The sequence below is a fragment of the Citrobacter sp. UYEF32 genome (genome assembly GCF_040546205.1).
GTDB classification, from domain to species: domain Bacteria; phylum Pseudomonadota; class Gammaproteobacteria; order Enterobacterales; family Enterobacteriaceae; genus Phytobacter; species Phytobacter diazotrophicus.
On record NZ_JBEPNI010000002.1, the window covers coordinates 527,988 to 548,088 of the forward strand.

A 20,101-nucleotide genomic window follows, 5' to 3' on the forward strand; every position below is an offset into this window, starting at 1 on the left:
TCATTTGCGCTTAAAAAACTACTGTATATAAAAACAGTATAAGTGGGTGTGTCGTATGCAATTCATCAAACCAGCCGATTTTCCGCGCGCAGTTGTCGCGCTACCGATGTTCAGTGACCTTGTTCCGTGCGGATTTCCGAGTCCCGCAGCGGATTACGTTGAGCAGCGAATTGATCTGAACGAACTCCTCATTCATCACCCCAGCGCGACGTATTTCGTCAAAGCCAGTGGTGACTCGATGATCGAAGCTGGAATCAGCGAAGGAGATTTGCTGGTGGTGGATAGCTCTCGTACTGCTCAGCATGGCGATATCGTCATCGCTGCGGTAGACGGTGAATTTACAGTGAAACGACTGCAACTCCGGCCAACGATTCAACTCAATCCAATGAACAGCTCATATCAACCGATTCGAGTGACAAGCGAGGACACGCTCGACATTTTTGGAGTGGTGACGTTCATCGTGAAAGCGGTGAGTTAACCATGTTTGCGCTCTGCGATGTGAATAGCTTTTACGCTTCGTGCGAAACCGTATTCCGTCCCGATTTGAAGGGGCGTCCGGTTGTCGTTCTTTCGAATAACGACGGCTGCGTGATCGCCAGGAGTGCTGAGGCAAAACCTTTTGTCACAATGGGAGAGCCATACTTCAAACAAAAGGACGCATTCCGGCGTCACGGCATTGTGGCGTTCTCCAGCAATTACGAGCTCTACGCTGATATGAGCAACCGGGTGATGACGACGCTGGAAGAAATGAGTCCTCGCGTGGAAATTTATAGCATCGACGAGGCCTTTTGCGACCTGACTGGTGTCCGTAACTGCCGGGTGCTGGAGGAATTCGGGCGGGAGATTCGCGCCACCGTTCTGCAGCGCACTCACCTGACCGTTGGTGTTGGAATCGCACCCACAAAAACACTGGCGAAACTAGCGAATCACGCCGCCAAAAAATGGCAAAAGCAGACTGGCGGGGTTGTGGACCTGTCGAACATCGATCGCCAGCGGCGGCTGATGGCCCTGGTTCCGGTTGAGGATGTATGGGGAGTTGGCCGACGCATCAGTAAAAAGCTCAATAGTATGGGGATAAAGACCGCCCTTGAACTCTCAGAGCAAAGCACCTGGATTATCCGCAAACATTTTAATGTTGTCCTCGAACGTACAGTAAGAGAATTGCGCGGCGAGCCATGTCTCGAACTGGAGGAGTTTGCCCCGGCCAAACAGGAGATCGTTTGCTCACGCTCTTTTGGCGGTCGTATCACCGACTATGACGAAATGAGGCAGGCAATATGCAGCTACGCGGCGCGCGCTTCTGAGAAGTTACGCAGTGAGCACCAGTACTGCCGGTTTATTTCCGCCTTCGTGAAAACGAGCCCGTTCGCGCTTAACGAACCCTATTACGGTAACAGCGCCTCAGTGAAGCTGCTGACGCCAACACAGGACAGCAGGGACATAATCGGCGCGGCAACGCGCTGTCTGGACAAAATTTGGCGTGATGGTCACCGCTATCAAAAGGCGGGCGTAATGCTCGGAGATTTTTTCAGTCAGGGCGTAGCACAGTTGAATCTGTTCGACGACAACGCGCCGCGTCGTGACAGCGAACAACTGATGACACTGTTAGATCAGCTAAATACCAAAGAAGGAAAAGGCACGCTGTATTTCGCAGGACAAGGAATACAGCAGCAATGGCAGATGAAGAGGGAGATGCTCTCGCCGCGTTATACGACGAGATTTTCTGATTTGCCTGTCGTCAGGTGAAACAATAGGCGATATGCTTCTGTTGGTTGAATATTTCAAGCCAAAACAAAAAAGGAAACACGTCCGCTTTGTGCCAGGAGCGGACGTTGTTAAGCTCATGCAGTATGGATTAACGAAGAGCAGACGTTATATTTTGTCCTGATTGACACGGGATGAAAGCTCCTGATGGCTCTCTTTTCGCTCGCTGTAACGATCAGCAAGATAACCGGTTTGTCCCTTAAGCAGCAGTGTGATTTTAAACAGCTCCTCGGCTACATCGACGATGCGGTCATACCATGACGAAGGTTTCATTCGTCCGTTTTCGTCGAACTCTTGCCATGCCCTGGCTACTGAGGACTGGTTGGGGATCGTAAACATCCGCATCCAGCGGCCCAGAATACGCATCTGGTTCACTGCATTGAAGGACTGTGAACCGCCGCAGACCTGCATTACCGCAAGTGTTTTGCCCTGCGAAGGACGAACCGCGCCTTCACTTAATGGTATCCAGTCAATCTGCGCCTTCATAACTGCGCTCATAGCCCCGTGCCGTTCAGGAGAACTCCACACCATCCCGTCACACCATCTGACCAGACCGCGCAGTTCGGTGACTTTAGGATGCGTGTCCGGCGCATCATCCGGCAGGGGTAAACCGGAGGGGTTAAACAGTTTTACCTCCGCGCCCATCGCCGTCAGCAGGCGACCAGCTTCTTCCGCGGCAAAGCGGCTGTAGGAGCGCTCTCTTACTGAGCCATACAGGATAAGAATCCGTGGCGGCTCCTCCAGGTGCAGGCGTTCAGCGATGTGTTGATCAAAGCATTCAGTATTCAGGGCAGGAAATTGTTCCATTATTCTTCTCCGGAGAGAGCAGGTGATTTCAAAGTTAACATATATGATTTATCATATGTATGTTCTAAAGGGAACGGAGTGAAAAATGCTACAACCTGTTCAGCTTTTCAAAATCCTGTCGGATGAAACACGGTTCGCCATCGTCATGCTTCTCCGGGAGTCAGGAGAACTTTGTGTCTGCGATATCTGCGCGGCCATTTCCGAATCTCAGCCCAAAATCTCGCGACATATGGCTGTCCTTCGCGAGGCCGGGCTGGTTCTGGACCGTCGTGAAGGCAAATGGATCCACTATCGTCTGTCACCCCACATACCAGCATGGGCCGCTGAAACAATCACGACGTCCTGGCAGTGTATGTGGGAGGATGTGCGTGGATGGCTGGATAAATCAGCCTGCACCTCCTGCTAAGAAAGAAAAACACATTCGAATAATCATATATAATGGAGTCTGAGATGCTTTTGGCAGGGAGTATTTTTTTACTGACGCTGGTACTGGTGATTTGGCAACCCAGAGGCCTGAGTATTGGCTGGAGCGCGAGTATTGGGGCTGTGCTGGCGCTGGTAACCGGTGTCATCCATATCGCTGATATTCCCGTCGTCTGGAATATCGTCTGGAACGCGACAGCGGCTTTTATTGCGGTCATTATCATCAGCCTGCTGCTCGATGAGTCCGGTTTCTTTGAGTGGGCTGCACTGCACGTCTCCCACTGGGGTAACGGACGTGGCCGCCTGCTGTTTACCTGGATAGTATTGCTCGGTGCCACTGTTGCTGCTTTGTTCGCCAATGACGGCGCCGCGCTGATCCTGACGCCAATTGTAATTGCGATGCTGCTTGCAATGGGATTCAGCAAGGGCACAACGCTGGCTTTTGTGATGGCCGCAGGGTTTATAGCAGATACGGCCAGCCTGCCTCTCATTGTTTCTAACCTGGTGAATATCGTCTCGGCGGACTTTTTCAGTCTGGGGTTTACGCAGTATGCCTCCGTTATGATCCCCGTAGATGTTGCAGCGATTGCGGCCACGCTGGTCATGCTGCATCTCTTCTTCCACAGGGACATTCCTGCCACGTATGACGTTTCGCTGCTGAAGACGCCTGCCAGTGTGATAAAGGATCCAGCAACGTTCAGGGCGGGTTGGATTGTCCTGTTATTGCTGCTTGTCGGCTTCTTTATTCTGGAGCCTCTGGGGATCCCGGTCAGTGCGATAGCCGCTACTGGCGCAGCAGTACTGTTTATAGTGGCGAAAAGAGGTCACGCCATCAACACCGGAAAAGTCCTGCGCGGTGCGCCATGGCAGATAGTTATTTTTTCACTGGGCATGTACCTGGTGGTCTATGGCCTGCGCAATGCAGGGCTCACGGAGTATCTGTCTGGCGTGCTGAACCTGCTGGCAGAAAAGGGGTTATGGGCTGCAACGTTTGGCACCGGCTTCCTGACCGCGTTCCTGTCGTCGGTAATGAATAATATGCCGACGGTGCTGATTGGCGCGCTGTCGATTGACGGGAGTACGGCGACTGGCGTCGTCAAAGAGGCAATGATTTATGCCAACGTGATTGGCTGCGATTTAGGCCCGAAAATCACCCCGATTGGCAGTCTGGCAACCCTGCTTTGGCTGCATGTTCTTGCCCGGAAAAATATAACGATTACCTGGGGTTATTACTTCCGCACCGGCATTATCATGACTCTGCCCGTGCTGTTTGTCACTCTGGCCGCGCTGGCGTTGCGGCTCTCCATCACTTTGTAATGAGATACAGATATGAGCAACATTACCATCTATCACAACCCTGCCTGCGGCACTTCACGCAACACGCTGGAGATGATACGTAACAGCGGCAACGAACCGACGATAATTTATTATCTCGATACGCCACCGACACGTGATGATCTGATTAATCTTATTTCAGATATGGGAATTACGGTGCGTGCAATACTGCGTAAGAATGTTGAGCCTTATGAACGCCTGGGTCTTGATGAAGAGAAATTTAGTGATGAGCAGTTGATTGATTTCATGCTTCAACATCCGATCCTGATTAATCGGCCGATAGTCGTTACGCCGCTTGGTACTCGTATTTGCCGCCCTTCAGAAATAGTGCTGGATATTCTACCGGAAGGTCAGAAAGGAGCGTTTACTAAAGAGGATGGCGAGAAGGTCATTGACGAAACGGGGAAGCGGGTTAAGTAATTTGCCCACTTCAAAATATCTGACGCCTGTATACGCTATGCAGGCGTCCGCTTTTCGCTCATAGCAGACTACGTAGTATGTCTTGTAAGTATTAACGAACCGGTTCGATTAACTCCCATCCTTGATTTTTAACATTACCTACGGCACGCGTAACAGCGTGCCAGATAAAGTTATCAGCCGGTACTGCACCGTCGGCTGCAATTTCTCCCGCTTCCTTCCCTCCAATGCCCTGTCGCATCCATTCCCGGGCTGCTTCCGGCGTCAATACCAACGGTCTCCTGTCGTGAATATCGACCATGCCTTTATCTGCAGCGGAAGTCACAATGAGAAACCCCTCAGCCTCGTCGCCACGTTCGAACGGGGTGCTGCCGATCGCTGCCATGAAAATCGGTTGACCGTCGGCGCGGTGAATGAAGTAGGGCTGTTTCTTGTCACCTTCCTTTTTCCATTCGAACCAGCCGTCAGCGAAACAGATAGCCCTGCCATGCAACCATAGTGGTTTAAACATTCTGCTGGTGGCTGCTGTCTCGACGCGAGCATTAATCAATGGTGTTTTATCCCACCACCCGGGTGCGTAACCCCAGATTACAGGATCAAGATGCAGTTGCTCATCACGTTCACTGAGTAAGAGAACTTTCGTCCCGGGAGCGACGTTATACCGTCCAATCGGCTCGGGGTCATAAGCTATGTCGCGTTCGGCTTCTTCCGCTAGGTATACCAGATATTCTTCACGCGTTTGCGCCTGGGCAAATCGTCCGCACATAAGCACCTCCTACCAGTCAGACTAAAAGTATAGAGAAAGAGAAAAAAGCGGCGCGCACCCGTAAGCGGATTAAGATTTGAAAGTAGTTCGGAATGTAATTTTTTGGCTTTAATCAATAAGCAGTCGTGTCAAGCTTTAGGAAATGACCACGGGTTGAAAATCGACTATTTCATCGCAAAAACCACACTTAGTTTGTCCGATTTTTGTCCGAATATGTCCGAATTACTTAGCAACTTGCTGATTTTAAAAGGGCACAAACACATGCTTGATTGGTTAATTAATGCGCAGATTGCCTATTAACTTATTGAAAATAAAGGGTTGTGATATGTCTGGGCGAGAAAAGGAATCGTATTCGGTCTTTTTTTGGCTCTTAGTTTCCCAAAAGAGCCAAATCAGGACATACAGAAAACAGTCAAAATTTCCTGCATACGAGCTAAACCATAACATACTCTGCACCGCGGGCGTCCAGGTATTTTTGGGCATTTTAAGTTCTTATAGCCAGAAGACGTTGCGCGAAATTCTCGTCTCGCTCCTTAACGATAGGTCAACAGCGCCATTCCTGTAGGTTGAGACGTTCTGCTATGGGGCTCGCCCCGGCCGTCTGGCATGATAAGCGCGGCCTCGATGTTGTGATGATGATTCGAAATCTGGTAAGTCGTGCTGCTGTGGAAAGGCAGTGCATCAGAAAATTCATTTGCGCGGCGTCTGAGATGTCGAAACATGTATCTGAGGGGCAACCTTATGTCTGTGGTGTTATCTCTGGGGAGACGAACCCTGGACGAAAAATAGGCGTACGATTCATTACTGCAGAACCCTATCATCTGGTTATTGGCTTTAAATACTCACGCCGGCCCATTGCATATAGCGGTAACGACCAGTTCACGATTGATGAATATCATCGACAGATCGAGACCTTCAATAAGCTCAACAGCGAAATTTGTAAATAAAAATCCCTCAGGAGAGGGAAATCCGCTCTTCTCCTGAGGGAAGCAATTGCTTGAAAGCTAATAAATTCTTCGTTACGACCCTTAGTTTGCTAATTATAAAGAATATATGCTTTGAGAATCGTCCTGGTTTTCATTAAGCAACTATTAGCCAGCTATAGTCATTGCATCCATGCTTCATTATTATTCCCTGGTAAGCTTCATTCACCGCTCTGTCCGAGCGGTTTTTTTTTGCCTGATCACGCGTTAGACAGCAGACCTGGCTGGCAAAGTCTCGAAGAGAAATGGGTGAGCGGTGAGTGGGTTTCCATAATGGTGCCGCCGCTTTCTCCTTCAACCTTGTCATGATGCCTGAACATAACAAGAGACGATGACCGAAAGGCTGTGCTAATGTCGTATGCAATTTAAACAACTGAGGATAACGACATGAGCAAAGATGTTGTGGTAATACTCCCCGGTGGAAAGGTCGATCACATCTCGGTGGCGGACGACCTAAAGAAGGTCAGCTACAGAAATGATCAGCGCTCCTTCCTTGATATGCCGATCGAAACGTATGTGCTGGATGGCAAAGAGTTCCTGATAGCCAAGTTTTCTGAATTAGTCACTACGCGTGAAACTGAACAGGCCATTCGTCAGTTTTATTAACCTGCCACCAACAACTGGATTAAACCGTGGTCTGTACGGGAAAATGATTTTCCCGTGTTCTGCAGATGGCGCATAAAATATTTTGCACGTGTTAGAAAGGCCTCACGTCGAGGCCTCACATCAGGAGGCTTTTTTAGGCCATCTCCGTCTGACTGGAATACAGGCTTTTGCCGTAAGACGTGAACCACACCCTGAACAAATTGCACCGTGAGGGTAATTTTTATCCGGGCAAAATTGCGTGAAAAAAAACGAATTTCCTTTGCAGACAGGACAAACGAATTTTAAGGTTGGAATAGCCCCTCCGGGCCGTTAAATGGAAAAACCACAGTAGCATGAAAAAAAAGCCTTGAAAGATATATCGTTACGTTTTAGCCGTATCATCTCGTTTTTTACTATATGAATGCGCTGCATCAATTTGTGTGCTGGCCAGCAGAACCACGATGCGCGCCAGACAAGATCACGTTATTGGTTGAATGTTGGTGTGGGGATATTTAGTAAATAATAGGAATAAAATAATAATTACTGGCAATGAAAATGAGAATAAATAAGGTATTGATACCAACAGTAATAACAAAGAGCAGTGGTGATGCCACTGCTCTCAATATTTAGCGGAAAAAATCGGCCAGACTGCTATTCATATCGTCGAGTAACTGGAAGCGGCGGCGATATTCGGCACGTTTCTTACTTGGGATACTCTCAAGCGGTTTCCGTTCCAGCATTAATGGTAAACGCCAGCGCCAGGCATTATCTTTCTCACCATCAATAGAGGCCCAGAACTCATCATAGCTGGCATGGAAATGGCGGCCTTTGCTAAAGCGGTAACGCAACGCGCGAAAGACATGACCATCATCGCTAACGCCATAAACCGCGCTAATGCCGGTGCGCGCGCACATCTGCCACAGCACTTCTATCAGCAAACGTTTAGGGAAAATACCGTAGCAGGCACGTGTTGCCACTTTGATGACTTCATGGGAGATGTTTCTGCGGGGACCCTGCAGACCGCCAATCACTAAGGCACGCCGGCCTTTTTCCTCGATCACGCTGAATGTGGCGCTCGCCAGCAGGACATTGTTGCCGTCATACAGCCACAGGGTGCTTTCGCCTTCACGCTCTGCTTTATGGGCGCAGGAGGCAAAAACGTTAAATTCGGTATCATCTTTACCTTTGCACTGCAAGATGTGCTGATGGTTGACGGCGGTCATTGCATCGGCAGCCCTGGCTGACAGGCAACTGTCAACCCACTGATAGTGGCTAACAATCGCATCGGCACGCTTTGCCGCATTGAGCCCCAGCGTCAGATATTGACGATGCGATTTACTCGGCAGTGTCACCTGGGCATTCAGTAAACGCTCAAATCCCGGACGTTGCGATAATGCGCTCAGCATTTTTACCGTTGAAGACCAGAACAACAGCGAACGGAGCAGGAATTTAAGGCGATAATTTCGTTTAGTCCAGATAGGGCCAGGAACCAGACGTCCGGAGACCAGCTCGCGAATAATATGCTGATGGTGATTTTGCAGGTGTTTTTCTTGCAGACTGATATTAGACACGGTAGGACCCTCTGAATGTTCAATAGCTATTCTAGGGATTACGCCGTGGCAAATTAACCTGAACACTGTGGTTTATTTCGGGTTCGTTTAACGAGGATTTAAGTTGCACCGAATTTGAACATGATTACACAGAGTCAAGTCTCCTTTCTATACTAAAAATAAGGGGGAGTTATGTATCAACGTATCGATGGGAATACCTGGCGGCATATCTGGATCGTAGGTGATCTGCACGGCTGCCATCAGCGTCTGTTGAATGAACTGCGCGAGCGCCACTTTGATCCCTATAAGGATTTACTCATATGCGTTGGCGACTTAATTGATCGTGGCCCTGACAGTCTGCAGTGCCTGCAATTGCTTAAACGACCGTGGTTTAAAACGGTCAGGGGAAACCATGAGCAGATGGCTATCGACGCGCTTAACGCGGGGGAGATGACTCTCTGGTCATTCAATGGCGGCGCCTGGTTCAGTAACCTCAGCGAAAAGGAACAGCACAGGGCTTACGATGCGCTACGGGAATGCGAGCAATTGCCTTACATTATTGAGCTCCACTGCGCCAGCGGGGTCAATATTATCGCCCATGCCGATTACCCGTCCGATCATTACGCATGGCAAAAACCCGTAGACAAAGAATCGGTACTCTGGCGTCGTGAGCGTTTGAGTGAACATCTGGCGGGGAAGGGGGTAGCCATTGCCGGTGCAGACCACTTTTGGTTTGGCCATACTCCGCTTAAACATCGCGTAGATGCCAGCAATCAGCATTACATTGATACCGGCGCCGTCTTCGGCGGCGAAATGACGTTAGTGCAGGTACAGTAGTTAAAAATCACTGTACTCCTGGGCAGGGCGCCAGAAGCCGTCAATAAAATCTTCCACCGGATAGCATCCGCCATAGCGCAGACGTTGTACTTCCATAGCGACAAGACACTGTTGTTCGGTATTAAAGACATCCACAACGATGTCCTCACACCCACCGTCCAGGTAGCAAACAAACAAGACCAGAGCGAACATTCCATCCTCGGTTCATTACAGCATGATGTAATTGTAGGGGATGATTGGAGGCAGGGGAAATCAGGCAGGTAAATAACCCGTCTCATGGACGGGTTCCCATTGAATCAGGCAAGACGCATGACCCAGGTATCAGATTTCTGATCGTAATGCTCGCGGTATAAAACTGAATGTTCGCCGTCAAGGATCGCCGGAATGCTGGTTTCCGCGTCCCAGGCGTCAAGCTGCATACATAAATCCGGATCGGATTTACAAGGGATACGCAACGTTCGCTCACCCTGTTTTTCTCCTTGCAGCTCGGCATCATCGATTTCGAATGCGCCAATGCGCACGTTGGCTTTCGTCATAATGCTCTCCGTTGATGGTAGTCATGTGGTACGACCAGTGCAGCCGCCCAACATTCAGCCTGGTACAACACAGAGCAAGATGCCAGTCAGAAAATGCTGTTTTTTTGCTCGCCGTCACGTATTGCTGGCGAACAAACGGCCATCCCTTACCAGTTCGCGTGGATAGCTATTTTTAAGTCTGCTGCCCACTTTTTTCGCCAGACCCAGCGGTTGGCGCTGATAAGTCACGATAACATCGTCTTTTGCCGGAGGGGTTTCCGGATAAACATCGCGCCCGCGATACCACTCTTCCGCCTCCTGATGCGTGAGTTCAAAGGCGAGGGGGTTATCCACCCCCGCCAGGGCGATGACGGCCTCATGCTGCCAGCGATAACCTTTATTATGGCTTTCAGCAAGCTTTATACCAGGCCGTGAGAAGCGCACTTTGCCAATAAGCGGCTCTATGTATGCCGGGAATAGCCAAATCTCTTTATCCCGTTGCCACAGTACCAGTTCTTCGTGCCAGTGCAGGCCAACAGCGGCCGCTGCATTAACTAACTGAGCCTCTTCCTTAGGCTTCATACGAGCAAACGGGAAGTTACCCACTTTGTAGCCAGGGGAGGGGAGCGGTGCGATAGCCGCGGTTTTACGCAACCGTGCGACAAAGAACCCTTCGCAGTCATAAATTTGTGGGAAGACATGTAAAAAACCTTCCTCCGTTAGCGCTTGTTGCGCGCCCGTAAACAGCGTATCAAGAGGCAAAAACTCCACTGCGTCAGGATATTGCGCTTTTAGCCAGTGACATATGGCTTCGTTCTCGTCGCGATTTAGCGTGCAGGTTGAATAGACCAGCGATCCGCCCGGACGCAGAGCATGAAAAGCGCTATCGATCAATTCGCGTTGGGTTGCGGCAATCTCAAGATTGCTGTCATGCGACCAGTTCTTTAATGCATCCGGATCCTTGCGCACCACACCTTCGCCAGAACAGGGGGCATCAAGCAAAATGGCATCAAACATCTCTGGCAACGCGGGGCCGAAGACGCGGCCATCGAAATGGGTTAACGCGACATTAGATACACCGCAGCGGCTGATATTGGCGTGCAGTACTTTTACGCGGCTGGCTGAATACTCATTGGCGAGGATGGCGCCGCGATTGCCCATACGCGCGGCAATTTGGGTGGTTTTTGAACCCGGGGCCGCCGCAACATCCATGACTCGTTCCGGCATTTCGCCATCGGCAAACAGGGCGCTAACCGGTAGCATGGAACTGGCTTCCTGGATATAAAACAGGCCGCTTAAATGTTCTGCGGTGCTACCGAGCGGCAACGCCTCTTCATCATCCCGCTCAATCCAGAACCCTTCGGCACACCACGGAATTGGCGTCAGTTGCCAGCCATAAGGCGCAATCAGCGTCAGAAAATCCTCAACGGCAATCTTGAGCGTATTAATTCTTATACTGCGTCGTAAAGGCCGCTGGCAGGCCGCGATAAATGCGTCGAAGGAGAGATGGGCTGGCAGCAAATCACGCATTTGTGCCAGAAATTCGTCAGGAAGATAAACAGCGTTTTGAGCCACAGGTTATACCAAGGAAAGCAGAGAGGTGCGCAGTGTAACATACTCGCTCCGGCGCGAGCACGCCGGAGCGGTAGGGCATTAGCGTGGCAGGGCGGTACCCCATTGACGCCACTCTTTAGGCTCGCTTTCCTGCAACAGGAAATGTTTGCCTGGTTGCGCTTGTGGTGCCAGCGGGATCCCCGGCGGCGTGGCAAAGGCCACCCCACCACGAATAAACTGGTTAAAGGTACCGGTTTTCACCACGCCGCCGGTCAGGCCAAAGTCCAGCGAATAGCCGGAAGCCAGCCAGAAGACGGAATTATTTCGCACAAGGTGCTGATAACGTTTACTGATCCGCAACCCAACCATTACACGATCTGACAGGGAACCGAGCATCAGGCCTGTGACAGTACCCACTTCGATCCCACGGAACAGCACAGGCGTGCCAATATTCAGCGAACCGGCCTCCGGTGCTTCAACCACCACGTTTAAACCGTCCAGATAGCGGGAGTCGGTGATCGTGGTTTCCTGAATTTCAAAATCGCGACGCGCCTCGCCGTGACCAGGTTCAACATTGATATAGGGTTGCAGGATCGTATCAAGATGCTCAACACCCGCCGCAGAGATTTGCGGTGTGACAACAGAAAAACGGGTGCCGCCACGGGCAAAAGTCTGTACATATTCAGGGTAAAGCACCCCGGTTGCCTGGACTTCGCTTCTGTCGGCAATGAGCTGGAGATTCGAAATCTGTCCGATATCAATGCCCAGATAGCGAATCGGCATACCCGTAGCCAGTTTCCCGGCATCATAGGCGTGCAGGGTTATCTGACTTCCCACGGCGCGTGCGGCGGTCTCTGAGGCGTACAGAATACGTTTGTCGCCTTTACGGGCGCTGGCACTGGCGCCGCTGAGATTATCGAAACTGATAGCTCCTTTCAGAGCACGGGACAAGGGCGACGCCTGCACCGTCAGGCCGCTACCGTTCAACTGTACTTTCGCCCCGCCTTCGGCCCAAAAAACGCTATTGCTGGTCAGCAGCGAACGATATTCCGGCTTGATATGTACTTCGATATCAAACGCATCGGCGCGGGGGCGCACGGTAATGATCTCACCGACTTCAAATTTACGGTAGAGCACCACCGAGCCTGCCTGCACATCCGGCAGAGTATCTGCGGTGAGCGTCAGGGTGGTTGTCGGCAGGTCGCTCAGGCTGTTTTCCAGGGCTTTATCGAGATTAGCGAACAAGGGATAGCTGGACTTCATCTCGCCTTTGCTGCCGGGCAGAATACGAATACCGCCGCTGAGCCATTCGTTGGCGCTGGCGGCGAGAAACTCCACGCCATCCAGTCCCATCTTGACGTCAATACGGCTGTTAACCACAAACTTGCTATCACCGTGCACCAGTTCGCGGTACTGCGGATCGATAGCCAGCGCAAACGAAACGCCTTTATTGGTTAAATTTCGCTCCAGCACCTGGCCGACTTGCACGCCATGTAAAATCAGCGGTTGTCCCGCGTCAATGCCATAGCTTTCCGGTGCGGTGAGCGTCAGGGTGATGACCCCGGGTTGCTGCAACAGATTTTTTGTCGCTGGAAGCACCACAAAGTGATTGCGAGGTTCACCTTCGCCAGGAACCAGCTCCAGCGTAGTGCCTGTCAACAGCGAACTGACATTGGGGTTATCAAGTGAAATTTTGGGGCTGCGCATTTCGATACGCGTATTGTCGCGCAGTAAATTAACGACGCCCGGATCCACCGTCATCTCACCGGTCACTGCGCCACCAGGGTTGAGATTGAGTTTGGTTAACTGCCCCACCTGCAACCCCTGATACATCAGGGCAGTCGAGCCCGCTTTCAGCCCATCTCCGCCTGGGAGATCAAGCTTGATCAACACGCCGCGTTGGCTATGGGCGAGATCTTCGTAAAGACCGTACTCATCATCCTGGGCCGCTGGCTGTGATGAGTCCGGAGAGTCGAATGCAATCGCGCCATTAACCAGCGCGGCGAGGCTTTCAAGCTCGACTTTTGCGCCACTCAGGCTCACATCCGCTTTGACACCGGAAATATTCCAGAAGCGGCTGCCTTTTTTCACCAGATTGGTAAACCGTCGCTCTATCAGCACATCAATAGTGACGCCTTGTTTGTTGTTATTGATGGAGTAATCGTAAACGCGCCCGACCGGAATTTTTCGGAAATAGACCAGTGACCCGCTGTTAAGCGAGCCCAGATCCGGGGCATGAAGATGAATCATCAGTTCGCCATTATTCAGGCGATATTTAGGCTGCGTGTCGAGGGCGGTGAAATGCTCTTGCGGCTCCCCTTTACCGGGCATCATACCGATATAGTTACCCCCGACCAATGCATCCAGCCCGGAAACGCCCGCCAGCGAGGCTTTTGGCGTGACCAGCCAGAATTGCGTCTCACTGCGTAAGGCATCTTTCATATTGGCTTTGATGCTGGCGCGCACTTCGATTTTTTTCAGGTCATCGCTCAGGCGAATATCCTGAACGGTGCCCACTTCAACACCCTGATAACGAATCGGCGTTCTGCCTGCGACGATACCGTCGGCAGACATAAAATCGATGGTGATGGTATTACCGCGATCTTTATAGCTTCCCCAAACCAGCCAGCCTGCAATCAGCAGCGCAATGACCGGCAGCAGCCAGAAAGGTGAAATGCGGCGTTTTGTTTTTATACGCGCTTCAGTCGGCGAAGCGGGGGTTTCCTGACTCATGTGCATCCCAAAGTAAGCGGCTGTCCAGCCATTCCACAGCAAGAATAGTCAATATTACGGCTGCGCCGAAATAAAACGCAGCCGGTCCCATGGTAAAAGCAAGTAACTGGTCGCGGTTAATCAGTGACATTGTCAGTGAGATGACAAACAGATCGAGCATGGACCAACGCCCAATCCAGGTCACAAAGCGCAGAAGCAGGATGCGTGTACGTAACCCCTGTTCAAATTTGAAGTGGATGCTAAGAAGCAGTGTAAACAGCACGATAACTTTGGTAAACGGCACCAGAATACTGGCGATAAACACGACGCCTGCAACGGCAACATTACTGTTTGCCAGTGACATAATGCCGGACAAAATCGTGTCTTCCTGCCGTGCCCCATTGACGTAAACCACCGAGATGGGAAGAAGATTAGCCGGAAACAGAAAAATTAACGACGCGATAAGCGCAGCCCAGCATTTTTGTACGCTCTGACGGCGGCGATAGCGCAAAGGGATATGGCAACGCGGGCAGCGACCTCGCGGATCCGGGAAGCCGGTGAAGTGACATCCCAGGCAGATGCGCAACTTTTCATCAGGACGATTTGCCGGTCGTTGCGGGTAGAAACGCTCCCAGAGCTGCTCCACGTTCAAGTGAATCAGCGTCAGAATGCTTAAAATCACCAGAGCAACAAAAGCGATAAGGCCAACACCTGGTTGCAGAAAAGCATAGTCCTGCACTTTGATCGAGGCAACACCGATGCCCACCAGATAAATATCCAGCATGACCCATTCTTTTAGCTTTTCCAGCATCAGCAGAACCGGGCGGAGATTCATTCCCAGTATGTTACCGAACCATAAGTAGGCGATCGCGGCGACCAGCACCAGCGGGGCTCCCACGGTACAAAACAGTACCATCGCGGCCGTGAGCGGATCGCCCTGTGCGGTCATCTGCCAGATCCCCTGGAGCAGGTTAGCGTCGATGCGTGTTCCCAGCAGGTAGAAGTGCAGCAACGGCTCGCTCCATGCGAATGGCATGAGCAGTATCATCGTCACGGCCATTGCGGCCAGGCGGGTTAATGACCAGTCTCGACCGTCGCGAATTTTCGCATCACAACAGGGGCAGAATGCACTTTGGTGCGATTTCATGACCGGAAGGGCGAAAAGCGTATCGCATTGCGGACATCGCTGATAATGTGCGCGGGGCAAGGCGTCGCCGATGGCGTGGACGGCCATTTTTTTAGCAGGCGTTATCTGTCGGTTTTTCAGGGCCATTGCATGCATATGAATAAATCAGGAATAAATCTATCTTAACTCATGATGGGAACTTCTTGAGCATCAATGCATTTAATGCTTATTTTAATAGGCTAAACTGCATGACCGAAGTAAGACATAAAGTGATTGGATAATGAACAAAATAGAATTTTACGCGGATTTAAACCGTGATTTTCAGGCGTTAATGGCAGGTGAAACCAGTTTCTTAGCGACACTCGCTAACACCAGCGCGCTGCTTTTTGAGCGACTGAGCGACGTGAACTGGGCCGGTTTCTATCTCCTTGAAGGGGATACGCTGGTATTGGGGCCGTTCCAGGGCAAGATTGCCTGCGTGCGTATTCCGGTTGGACGCGGCGTTTGCGGTACTGCTGTGGCACAAAATAGCGTGCAACGCGTGGAAGATGTTCATCAGTTCTCCGGGCATATTGCCTGTGATGCTGCCAGTAATGCCGAAATCGTACTGCCCATTACACTGAATAATCAGATTATTGGCGTACTTGATATCGATAGCGTCGCGTTCTCGCGCTTTACTGCAGAGGATGAACAAGGGTTGCGTGAGCTGGTTTCGCACCTGGAAAACACGCTTGTACAGACCGATTATAAAAAATTCTTTGCGAGCGTCGCAGGATAATCAACGGATAACGTAGCATTTACGGATAGCGTCATTATAATGACGCCTGTTCATGCCTGCGGCTTGTTGGCAACGTCCGTTGTAATCAGGAAATTTCATGGAAAATCAACCTAAGTTGAATAGCAGTAAAGAAGTTATCGCCTTTTTGTCCGAACGTTTTCCTCACTGTTTCAGTGCAGAAGGCGAAGCGCGTCCCCTGAAAATCGGTATTTTTCAGGATTTAGTAGCACGAGTTGAGGGCGAGATGAATCTCAGCAAAACTCAGCTTCGTTCCGCTTTACGTCTTTACACTTCAAGCTGGCGTTACCTGTACGGTATTAAAGCTGGTGCGACCCGTGTCGATCTCGACGGTAACCCGTGTGGCGTTCTGGATGAGCAACACGTTGAGCACGCCCGTAAACAGCTTGAAGAAGCCAAAGCTCGCGTTCAGGCACAACGCGCTGAACAACAAGCGAAAAAACGCGAAGCCGCCATTGCAGCAGGTGAGACGGAAGAGGCTCCGCGTCGTGAGCGTAAACCTCGTCCGGCACCGCGCCGTAAGGAAAATAGCGAGCGTAAACCTCGTACTGACAAACCTGCCGCAAAACCCCAGCGTGCGCCACGAGAAGAACGTCATACGCCAGTTTCAGATTTATCTGCACTGACCGTAGGTCAAAACCTCAAGGTTAAAGCGGGTAATAATGCGATGGACGCCACCGTCCTGGAAATCACCAAAGATGGCGTTCGCGTACAGCTTACTTCGGGTATGTCGATGATTGTACGCGCAGAACATTTGATGTTCTGAAACGGAGGCCTGGCCTGGCATGAACACTTTGTTTAAGCGCACAGCGTTGGCTGGTCTGTTATTAGTAACAGGCCAGGTTTTCGCAGTGGAAGATATTACCCGTGCCGATCAAATTCCGGTGTTAAAGGAAGAGGCTCAGCACGCGACGGTGAGTGAACGCGTGACCTCGCGGTTTACCCGTTCTCACTACCGTCAATTCGATTTGGATCAAGCCTTTTCGGCAAAGATCTTCGATCGTTACCTCAATTTGCTGGACTACAGCCATAACGTGCTTCTGGCCAGCGATGTTGCACAATTCGCGCAGAAAAAAACGCAGTTAGGTGATGAACTCCGCACCGGCAAACTCGATGTTTTCTACGATCTCTACAATCTCGCGCAAAAACGCCGTTTCGAACGCTACCAGTACGCACTGAAAGTGCTGGAGCGCCCGATGGATTTCTCTGGCAACGACACTTTCAACCTTGACCGCAGTAAAGCGCCATGGCCGAAGGATGAGTCTGAGCTTAATGCTCTGTGGGACGGCAAGGTCAAATATGACGAGTTGAGTCTCAAACTCACTGGTAAAGATGATAAAGAGATCCGCGATACTCTGACGCGTCGTTATAAGTTTGCCATTCGCCGCCTGGTGCAAACCAATAGTGAAGATGTGTTCTCGCTGGCGATGACCTCGTTTGCCCGCGAAATTGATCCGCATACTAACTATCTGTCGCCACGCAATACGGAACAGTTCAACACTGAGATGAGCCTTTCGCTGGAAGGTATCGGTGCCGTTCTGCAAATGGATGACGACTACACAGTTATCAATTCGATGGTAGCGGGCGGTCCGGCGTCGAAGAGCAAAGCCATCAGCGTGGGCGATCGTATCGTTGGCGTTGGTCAGACGGGCCAGAATATGGTCGATGTCATTGGCTGGCGTCTCGATGACGTAGTTGCGCTGATCAAAGGTCCTAAAGGCAGCAAAGTTCGCCTCGAAATTCTGCCTGCGGGTAAGGGAACGAAGACGCGGATTGTAACGCTGACGCGTGAACGTATTCGTCTTGAAGACCGTGCAGTGAAAATGTCGGTGAAAACGGTCGGCAAAGAAAAAGTTGGCGTACTGGATATTCCTGGTTTCTATGTGGGTCTGACGGATGACGTCAAGGTTCAGTTGCAGAAGCTCGAAAAACAGAACGTTAGCAGCGTCGTGATTGATCTGCGCACCAACGGTGGCGGAGCATTAACGGAAGCGGTTTCCCTTTCCGGTCTGTTTATTCCGTCAGGTCCTGTGGTTCAGGTTCGCGACAATAATGGCAAAGTCCGTGAAGACAGCGATACCGATGGCGTAGTCTATTATAAAGGCCCGCTGGTGGTGCTGGTTGACCGCTTCAGTGCCTCGGCATCTGAAATATTTGCTGCGGCGATGCAGGATTATGGCCGTGCGTTGATCGTGGGTGAGCCCACCTTCGGTAAAGGTACCGTTCAGCAGTATCGTTCGCTGAACCGTATTTACGACCAGATGTTGCGTCCGGAATGGCCTGCGCTGGGTTCAGTGCAGTACACGATCCAGAAGTTCTACCGTGTCAATGGCGGCAGTACACAGCGTAAAGGCGTTACACCGGACATCATCATGCCGACGGGTACGCAGGTGACGGAAACGGGCGAGAAGTTTGAAGATAACGCCCTGCCGTGGGATAGCATCAATGCGGCTAACTTTACGAAGTATGGCGACATGAAACCGTTTGGTCCGCAGTTGCTGCAGGAACATGATGAGCGTATTGCGAAAGACCCGGAATTCCAGTACATCATGAAGGACATTGCTCGCTTCAATGCCCTGAAAGATAAAAAGAATATCGTGTCGCTAAACTATGCGCAGCGTGAAAAAGAGAACACCGAAGACGATGCTATTCGTCTCAGTCGCCTCAACGATCGCTTCAAACGTGAAGGCAAACCGCAGCTGAAGAAACTGGAAGATCTGCCGAAAGATTACCAGGAGCCGGATCCCTATCTGGATGAGACCGTCCATATCGCGCTGGACCTTGCCCATCTTGAAAAAGATTCCCCGGCGGCTGACCCCGCTCCCGCAAAATAACCCTCCAACAGGCACAAGAAATTGTGCCTGTTTTTTTAACAAGCTCCACATGGCGTAAGCATTGTGCTACAAAATGTAAAGTTGTGTCTTTCTGGTCACTTACGGCTCTGTGATGCTTGAAAATAGCCGGATTAACCATACGATGTGGGTAATCGCATAGTGCGTTTTGTTAATTAGAGGTTAAAAGAAAATTATGATGCGTATCGCGCTCTTCCTGTTGACTAACCTTGCCGTCATGCTTGTCTTCGGCCTGGTGCTTAGCCTGACGGGCATTCAGTCGAGCAGCGTGCAGGGATTATTGATTATGGCGCTGCTGTTTGGTTTTGGCGGCTCTTTTGTTTCACTGCTGATGTCGAAATGGATGGCACTGAAGTCCGTAGGCGGTGAGGTTATTGAACAGCCGCGTAACGACATGGAACGCTGGCTGATGAATACCGTTGCTACTCAGGCTCGCCAGGCGGGTATCGCTATGCCGCAGGTGGCTATCTACCATGCGCCGGATATCAACGCATTTGCGACAGGTGCCCGCCGTGATGCATCGCTGGTTGCTGTCAGTACCGGGCTTTTGCAGAATATGAGCCGTGATGAAGCCGAAGCGGTTATTGCCCACGAAATTAGCCATATTGCAAACGGCGACATGGTCACGATGACCCTGATTCAGGGGGTGGTGAACACCTTCGTTATCTTCATCTCGCGTATTCTCGCGCAGATTGCATCAGGCTTTCTTAGCGGCAACCGTGATGATGGCGAAGAGAGCAACGGTAACCCGTTGATTTACTTTGCGGTAGCGACCGTGCTGGAGCTGGTCTTTGGTATTCTGGCCAGCATCATCACGATGTGGTTCTCGCGTCACCGTGAATTCCATGCCGATGCGGGTTCTGCAAAACTCGTTGGTCGTGAAAAAATGATTGCCGCTCTCCAGCGTCTGAAAACCAGCTACGAGCCGCAGGAAGCCAGCAGCATGATGGCATTTTGCATCAACGGTAAAGGCAAGTCGTTAAGCGAGCTGTTTATGACTCACCCGCCGCTGGACAAACGTATCGAAGCGCTGCGTAGCGGGGCTTATCTCAAATAAGGCGTACGCCTGAAATGAAAAA

Annotated in this window: 19 protein-coding genes; 11 read left to right on the forward strand and 8 right to left on the reverse strand. The window is 51.0% G+C overall.

The features are described from left to right. Nucleotides 1-55 precede the first annotated feature (55 nt). Nucleotides 56-478, forward strand: coding sequence for a translesion error-prone DNA polymerase V autoproteolytic subunit (locus ABIB59_RS06895; RefSeq protein WP_354034644.1), 423 nt, complete (start codon nt 56-58; stop codon nt 476-478). A gap of 2 nt (nt 479-480) precedes the next feature. Continuing rightward, nucleotides 481-1,746: a Y-family DNA polymerase gene (locus ABIB59_RS06900; protein ID WP_354034646.1), complete on the forward strand. Its 1,266-nt coding sequence runs from the start codon at nt 481-483 to the stop codon at nt 1,744-1,746. Nucleotides 1,747-1,872: 126 nt separating this feature from the next. Here ABIB59_RS06900 and arsH read toward each other — a convergent pair whose 3' ends face one another. Beyond that, nucleotides 1,873-2,571: an arsenical resistance protein ArsH gene (arsH, locus tag ABIB59_RS06905; protein ID WP_165158595.1), complete on the reverse strand. Its 699-nt coding sequence runs from the start codon at nt 2,569-2,571 to the stop codon at nt 1,873-1,875. 85 nt (nt 2,572-2,656) lie between these two features. Here arsH and ABIB59_RS06910 point away from each other — a divergent pair, with 85 nt between their 5' ends. The 3 genes from ABIB59_RS06910 to arsC are packed head-to-tail and all read left to right on the forward strand — an operon-like array spanning nt 2,657 to nt 4,749. After that, nucleotides 2,657-2,977 carry a transcriptional regulator gene (locus ABIB59_RS06910; RefSeq protein WP_165158596.1) on the forward strand — a complete coding sequence of 107 codons (321 nt, stop codon included), beginning with the start codon at nt 2,657-2,659 and terminating at the stop codon, nt 2,975-2,977. Between the two features lie 44 nt (nt 2,978-3,021). After that, on the forward strand, nt 3,022-4,311 hold the full coding sequence (locus ABIB59_RS06915) for an arsenic transporter (protein ID WP_354034648.1): 1,290 nt from the start codon (nt 3,022-3,024) through the stop codon (nt 4,309-4,311). A 12-nt stretch (nt 4,312-4,323) separates the two neighbouring features. Then, on the forward strand, nt 4,324-4,749 hold the full coding sequence (gene arsC, locus ABIB59_RS06920; RefSeq protein ID WP_354034650.1) for a glutaredoxin-dependent arsenate reductase: 426 nt from the start codon (nt 4,324-4,326) through the stop codon (nt 4,747-4,749). Between the two features lie 91 nt (nt 4,750-4,840). Here arsC and ABIB59_RS06925 read toward each other — a convergent pair whose 3' ends face one another. Further along, nucleotides 4,841-5,512, reverse strand: coding sequence for an SOS response-associated peptidase (locus ABIB59_RS06925; protein ID WP_354034652.1), 672 nt, complete (start codon nt 5,510-5,512; stop codon nt 4,841-4,843). Between the two features lie 1,370 nt (nt 5,513-6,882). On the opposite strand from ABIB59_RS06925, the gene ABIB59_RS06930 reads away from it, so the two are divergent. Continuing rightward, entirely contained in the window at nt 6,883-7,101 is a 219-nt protein-coding gene (locus ABIB59_RS06930) for a hypothetical protein (protein ID WP_039078747.1), read from the forward strand. Nucleotides 7,102-7,706: 605 nt separating this feature from the next. Here the strand turns inward: ABIB59_RS06930 and ABIB59_RS06935 are convergent. Continuing rightward, nucleotides 7,707-8,651 (reverse strand): VirK/YbjX family protein, encoded by a 945-nt coding sequence (locus ABIB59_RS06935; protein ID WP_354034654.1) that lies wholly within the window; start codon nt 8,649-8,651, stop codon nt 7,707-7,709. A 171-nt stretch (nt 8,652-8,822) separates the two neighbouring features. Here ABIB59_RS06935 and pphA point away from each other — a divergent pair, with 171 nt between their 5' ends. Beyond that, entirely contained in the window at nt 8,823-9,467 is a 645-nt protein-coding gene (gene pphA, locus ABIB59_RS06940) for a protein-serine/threonine phosphatase (RefSeq protein ID WP_079496720.1), read from the forward strand. On the opposite strand, the gene ABIB59_RS06945 is transcribed toward pphA, so the two are convergent. The 5 genes from ABIB59_RS06945 to yebS all read right to left on the reverse strand — a co-directional run bounded on the left by ABIB59_RS06945 (nt 9,468) and on the right by yebS (nt 15,521). Then, a complete protein-coding gene (locus ABIB59_RS06945) occupies nt 9,468-9,659 on the reverse strand; it encodes a YdfD/YebW family protein (RefSeq protein WP_039078749.1) in 192 nt (63 codons plus the stop codon). It abuts the gene before it with no gap. Between the two features lie 104 nt (nt 9,660-9,763). Continuing rightward, entirely contained in the window at nt 9,764-10,003 is a 240-nt protein-coding gene (locus tag ABIB59_RS06950; protein ID WP_039078750.1) for a YebV family protein, read from the reverse strand. Between the two features lie 114 nt (nt 10,004-10,117). Further along, nucleotides 10,118-11,557, reverse strand: coding sequence for a 16S rRNA (cytosine(1407)-C(5))-methyltransferase RsmF (gene rsmF / locus ABIB59_RS06955; RefSeq protein ID WP_354034657.1), 1,440 nt, complete (start codon nt 11,555-11,557; stop codon nt 10,118-10,120). A 78-nt stretch (nt 11,558-11,635) separates the two neighbouring features. After that, on the reverse strand, nt 11,636-14,269 hold the full coding sequence (locus tag ABIB59_RS06960; protein WP_169039581.1) for a PqiB family protein: 2,634 nt from the start codon (nt 14,267-14,269) through the stop codon (nt 11,636-11,638). After that, on the reverse strand, nt 14,238-15,521 hold the full coding sequence (gene yebS / locus ABIB59_RS06965; RefSeq protein ID WP_039078784.1) for a membrane integrity lipid transport subunit YebS: 1,284 nt from the start codon (nt 15,519-15,521) through the stop codon (nt 14,238-14,240). The genes ABIB59_RS06960 and yebS overlap by 32 nt, the downstream gene beginning before the upstream one ends. Nucleotides 15,522-15,654: 133 nt before the next feature. Between yebS and msrC the strand changes: the two genes are divergently transcribed. The 4 genes from msrC (at nt 15,655) to htpX (ending at nt 20,079) form a co-directional block, all read left to right on the forward strand. Further along, entirely contained in the window at nt 15,655-16,152 is a 498-nt protein-coding gene (gene msrC / locus ABIB59_RS06970; protein WP_039078753.1) for a free L-methionine (R)-S-oxide reductase MsrC, read from the forward strand. Nucleotides 16,153-16,249: 97 nt separating this feature from the next. Continuing rightward, complete coding sequence (proQ, locus tag ABIB59_RS06975) at nt 16,250-16,936, forward strand: RNA chaperone ProQ (protein WP_039078754.1); 687 nt, start codon at nt 16,250-16,252, stop codon at nt 16,934-16,936. A 19-nt stretch (nt 16,937-16,955) separates the two neighbouring features. Next, the gene (gene prc, locus ABIB59_RS06980) at nt 16,956-19,004 is read left to right on the forward strand and encodes a carboxy terminal-processing peptidase (protein ID WP_039078755.1); all 2,049 of its coding nucleotides are present in this window, start codon (nt 16,956-16,958) and stop codon (nt 19,002-19,004) included. A gap of 193 nt (nt 19,005-19,197) precedes the next feature. Next, nucleotides 19,198-20,079, forward strand: a complete 882-nt coding sequence (gene htpX / locus ABIB59_RS06985) for a protease HtpX (protein ID WP_039079541.1) — start codon at nt 19,198-19,200, stop codon at nt 20,077-20,079. Nucleotides 20,080-20,101 lie beyond the last annotated feature (22 nt).

What these genes read in the sequence shown, in the direction of transcription:
- pphA (WP_079496720.1), top strand. Translation starts at nt 8,823, where the DNA reads ATGTATCAACGTATCGATGGGAATACCTGGCGGCATATCTGGATCGTA.
- ABIB59_RS06930 (WP_039078747.1), top strand. Translation starts at nt 6,883, where the DNA reads ATGAGCAAAGATGTTGTGGTAATACTCCCCGGTGGAAAGGTCGATCAC.
- yebS (WP_039078784.1), bottom strand. Translation starts at nt 15,521, where the DNA reads ATGGCCCTGAAAAACCGACAGATAACGCCTGCTAAAAAAATGGCCGTC.
- htpX (WP_039079541.1), top strand. Translation starts at nt 19,198, where the DNA reads ATGATGCGTATCGCGCTCTTCCTGTTGACTAACCTTGCCGTCATGCTT.
- arsH (WP_165158595.1), bottom strand. Translation starts at nt 2,571, where the DNA reads ATGGAACAATTTCCTGCCCTGAATACTGAATGCTTTGATCAACACATC.
- ABIB59_RS06945 (WP_039078749.1), bottom strand. Translation starts at nt 9,659, where the DNA reads ATGTTCGCTCTGGTCTTGTTTGTTTGCTACCTGGACGGTGGGTGTGAG.
- ABIB59_RS06915 (WP_354034648.1), top strand. Translation starts at nt 3,022, where the DNA reads ATGCTTTTGGCAGGGAGTATTTTTTTACTGACGCTGGTACTGGTGATT.
- ABIB59_RS06950 (WP_039078750.1), bottom strand. Translation starts at nt 10,003, where the DNA reads ATGACGAAAGCCAACGTGCGCATTGGCGCATTCGAAATCGATGATGCC.
- msrC (WP_039078753.1), top strand. Translation starts at nt 15,655, where the DNA reads ATGAACAAAATAGAATTTTACGCGGATTTAAACCGTGATTTTCAGGCG.
- arsC (WP_354034650.1), top strand. Translation starts at nt 4,324, where the DNA reads ATGAGCAACATTACCATCTATCACAACCCTGCCTGCGGCACTTCACGC.
- ABIB59_RS06895 (WP_354034644.1), top strand. Translation starts at nt 56, where the DNA reads ATGCAATTCATCAAACCAGCCGATTTTCCGCGCGCAGTTGTCGCGCTA.
- ABIB59_RS06925 (WP_354034652.1), bottom strand. Translation starts at nt 5,512, where the DNA reads ATGTGCGGACGATTTGCCCAGGCGCAAACGCGTGAAGAATATCTGGTA.
- ABIB59_RS06960 (WP_169039581.1), bottom strand. Translation starts at nt 14,269, where the DNA reads ATGAGTCAGGAAACCCCCGCTTCGCCGACTGAAGCGCGTATAAAAACA.
- ABIB59_RS06900 (WP_354034646.1), top strand. Translation starts at nt 481, where the DNA reads ATGTTTGCGCTCTGCGATGTGAATAGCTTTTACGCTTCGTGCGAAACC.
- proQ (WP_039078754.1), top strand. Translation starts at nt 16,250, where the DNA reads ATGGAAAATCAACCTAAGTTGAATAGCAGTAAAGAAGTTATCGCCTTT.
- prc (WP_039078755.1), top strand. Translation starts at nt 16,956, where the DNA reads ATGAACACTTTGTTTAAGCGCACAGCGTTGGCTGGTCTGTTATTAGTA.
- ABIB59_RS06910 (WP_165158596.1), top strand. Translation starts at nt 2,657, where the DNA reads ATGCTACAACCTGTTCAGCTTTTCAAAATCCTGTCGGATGAAACACGG.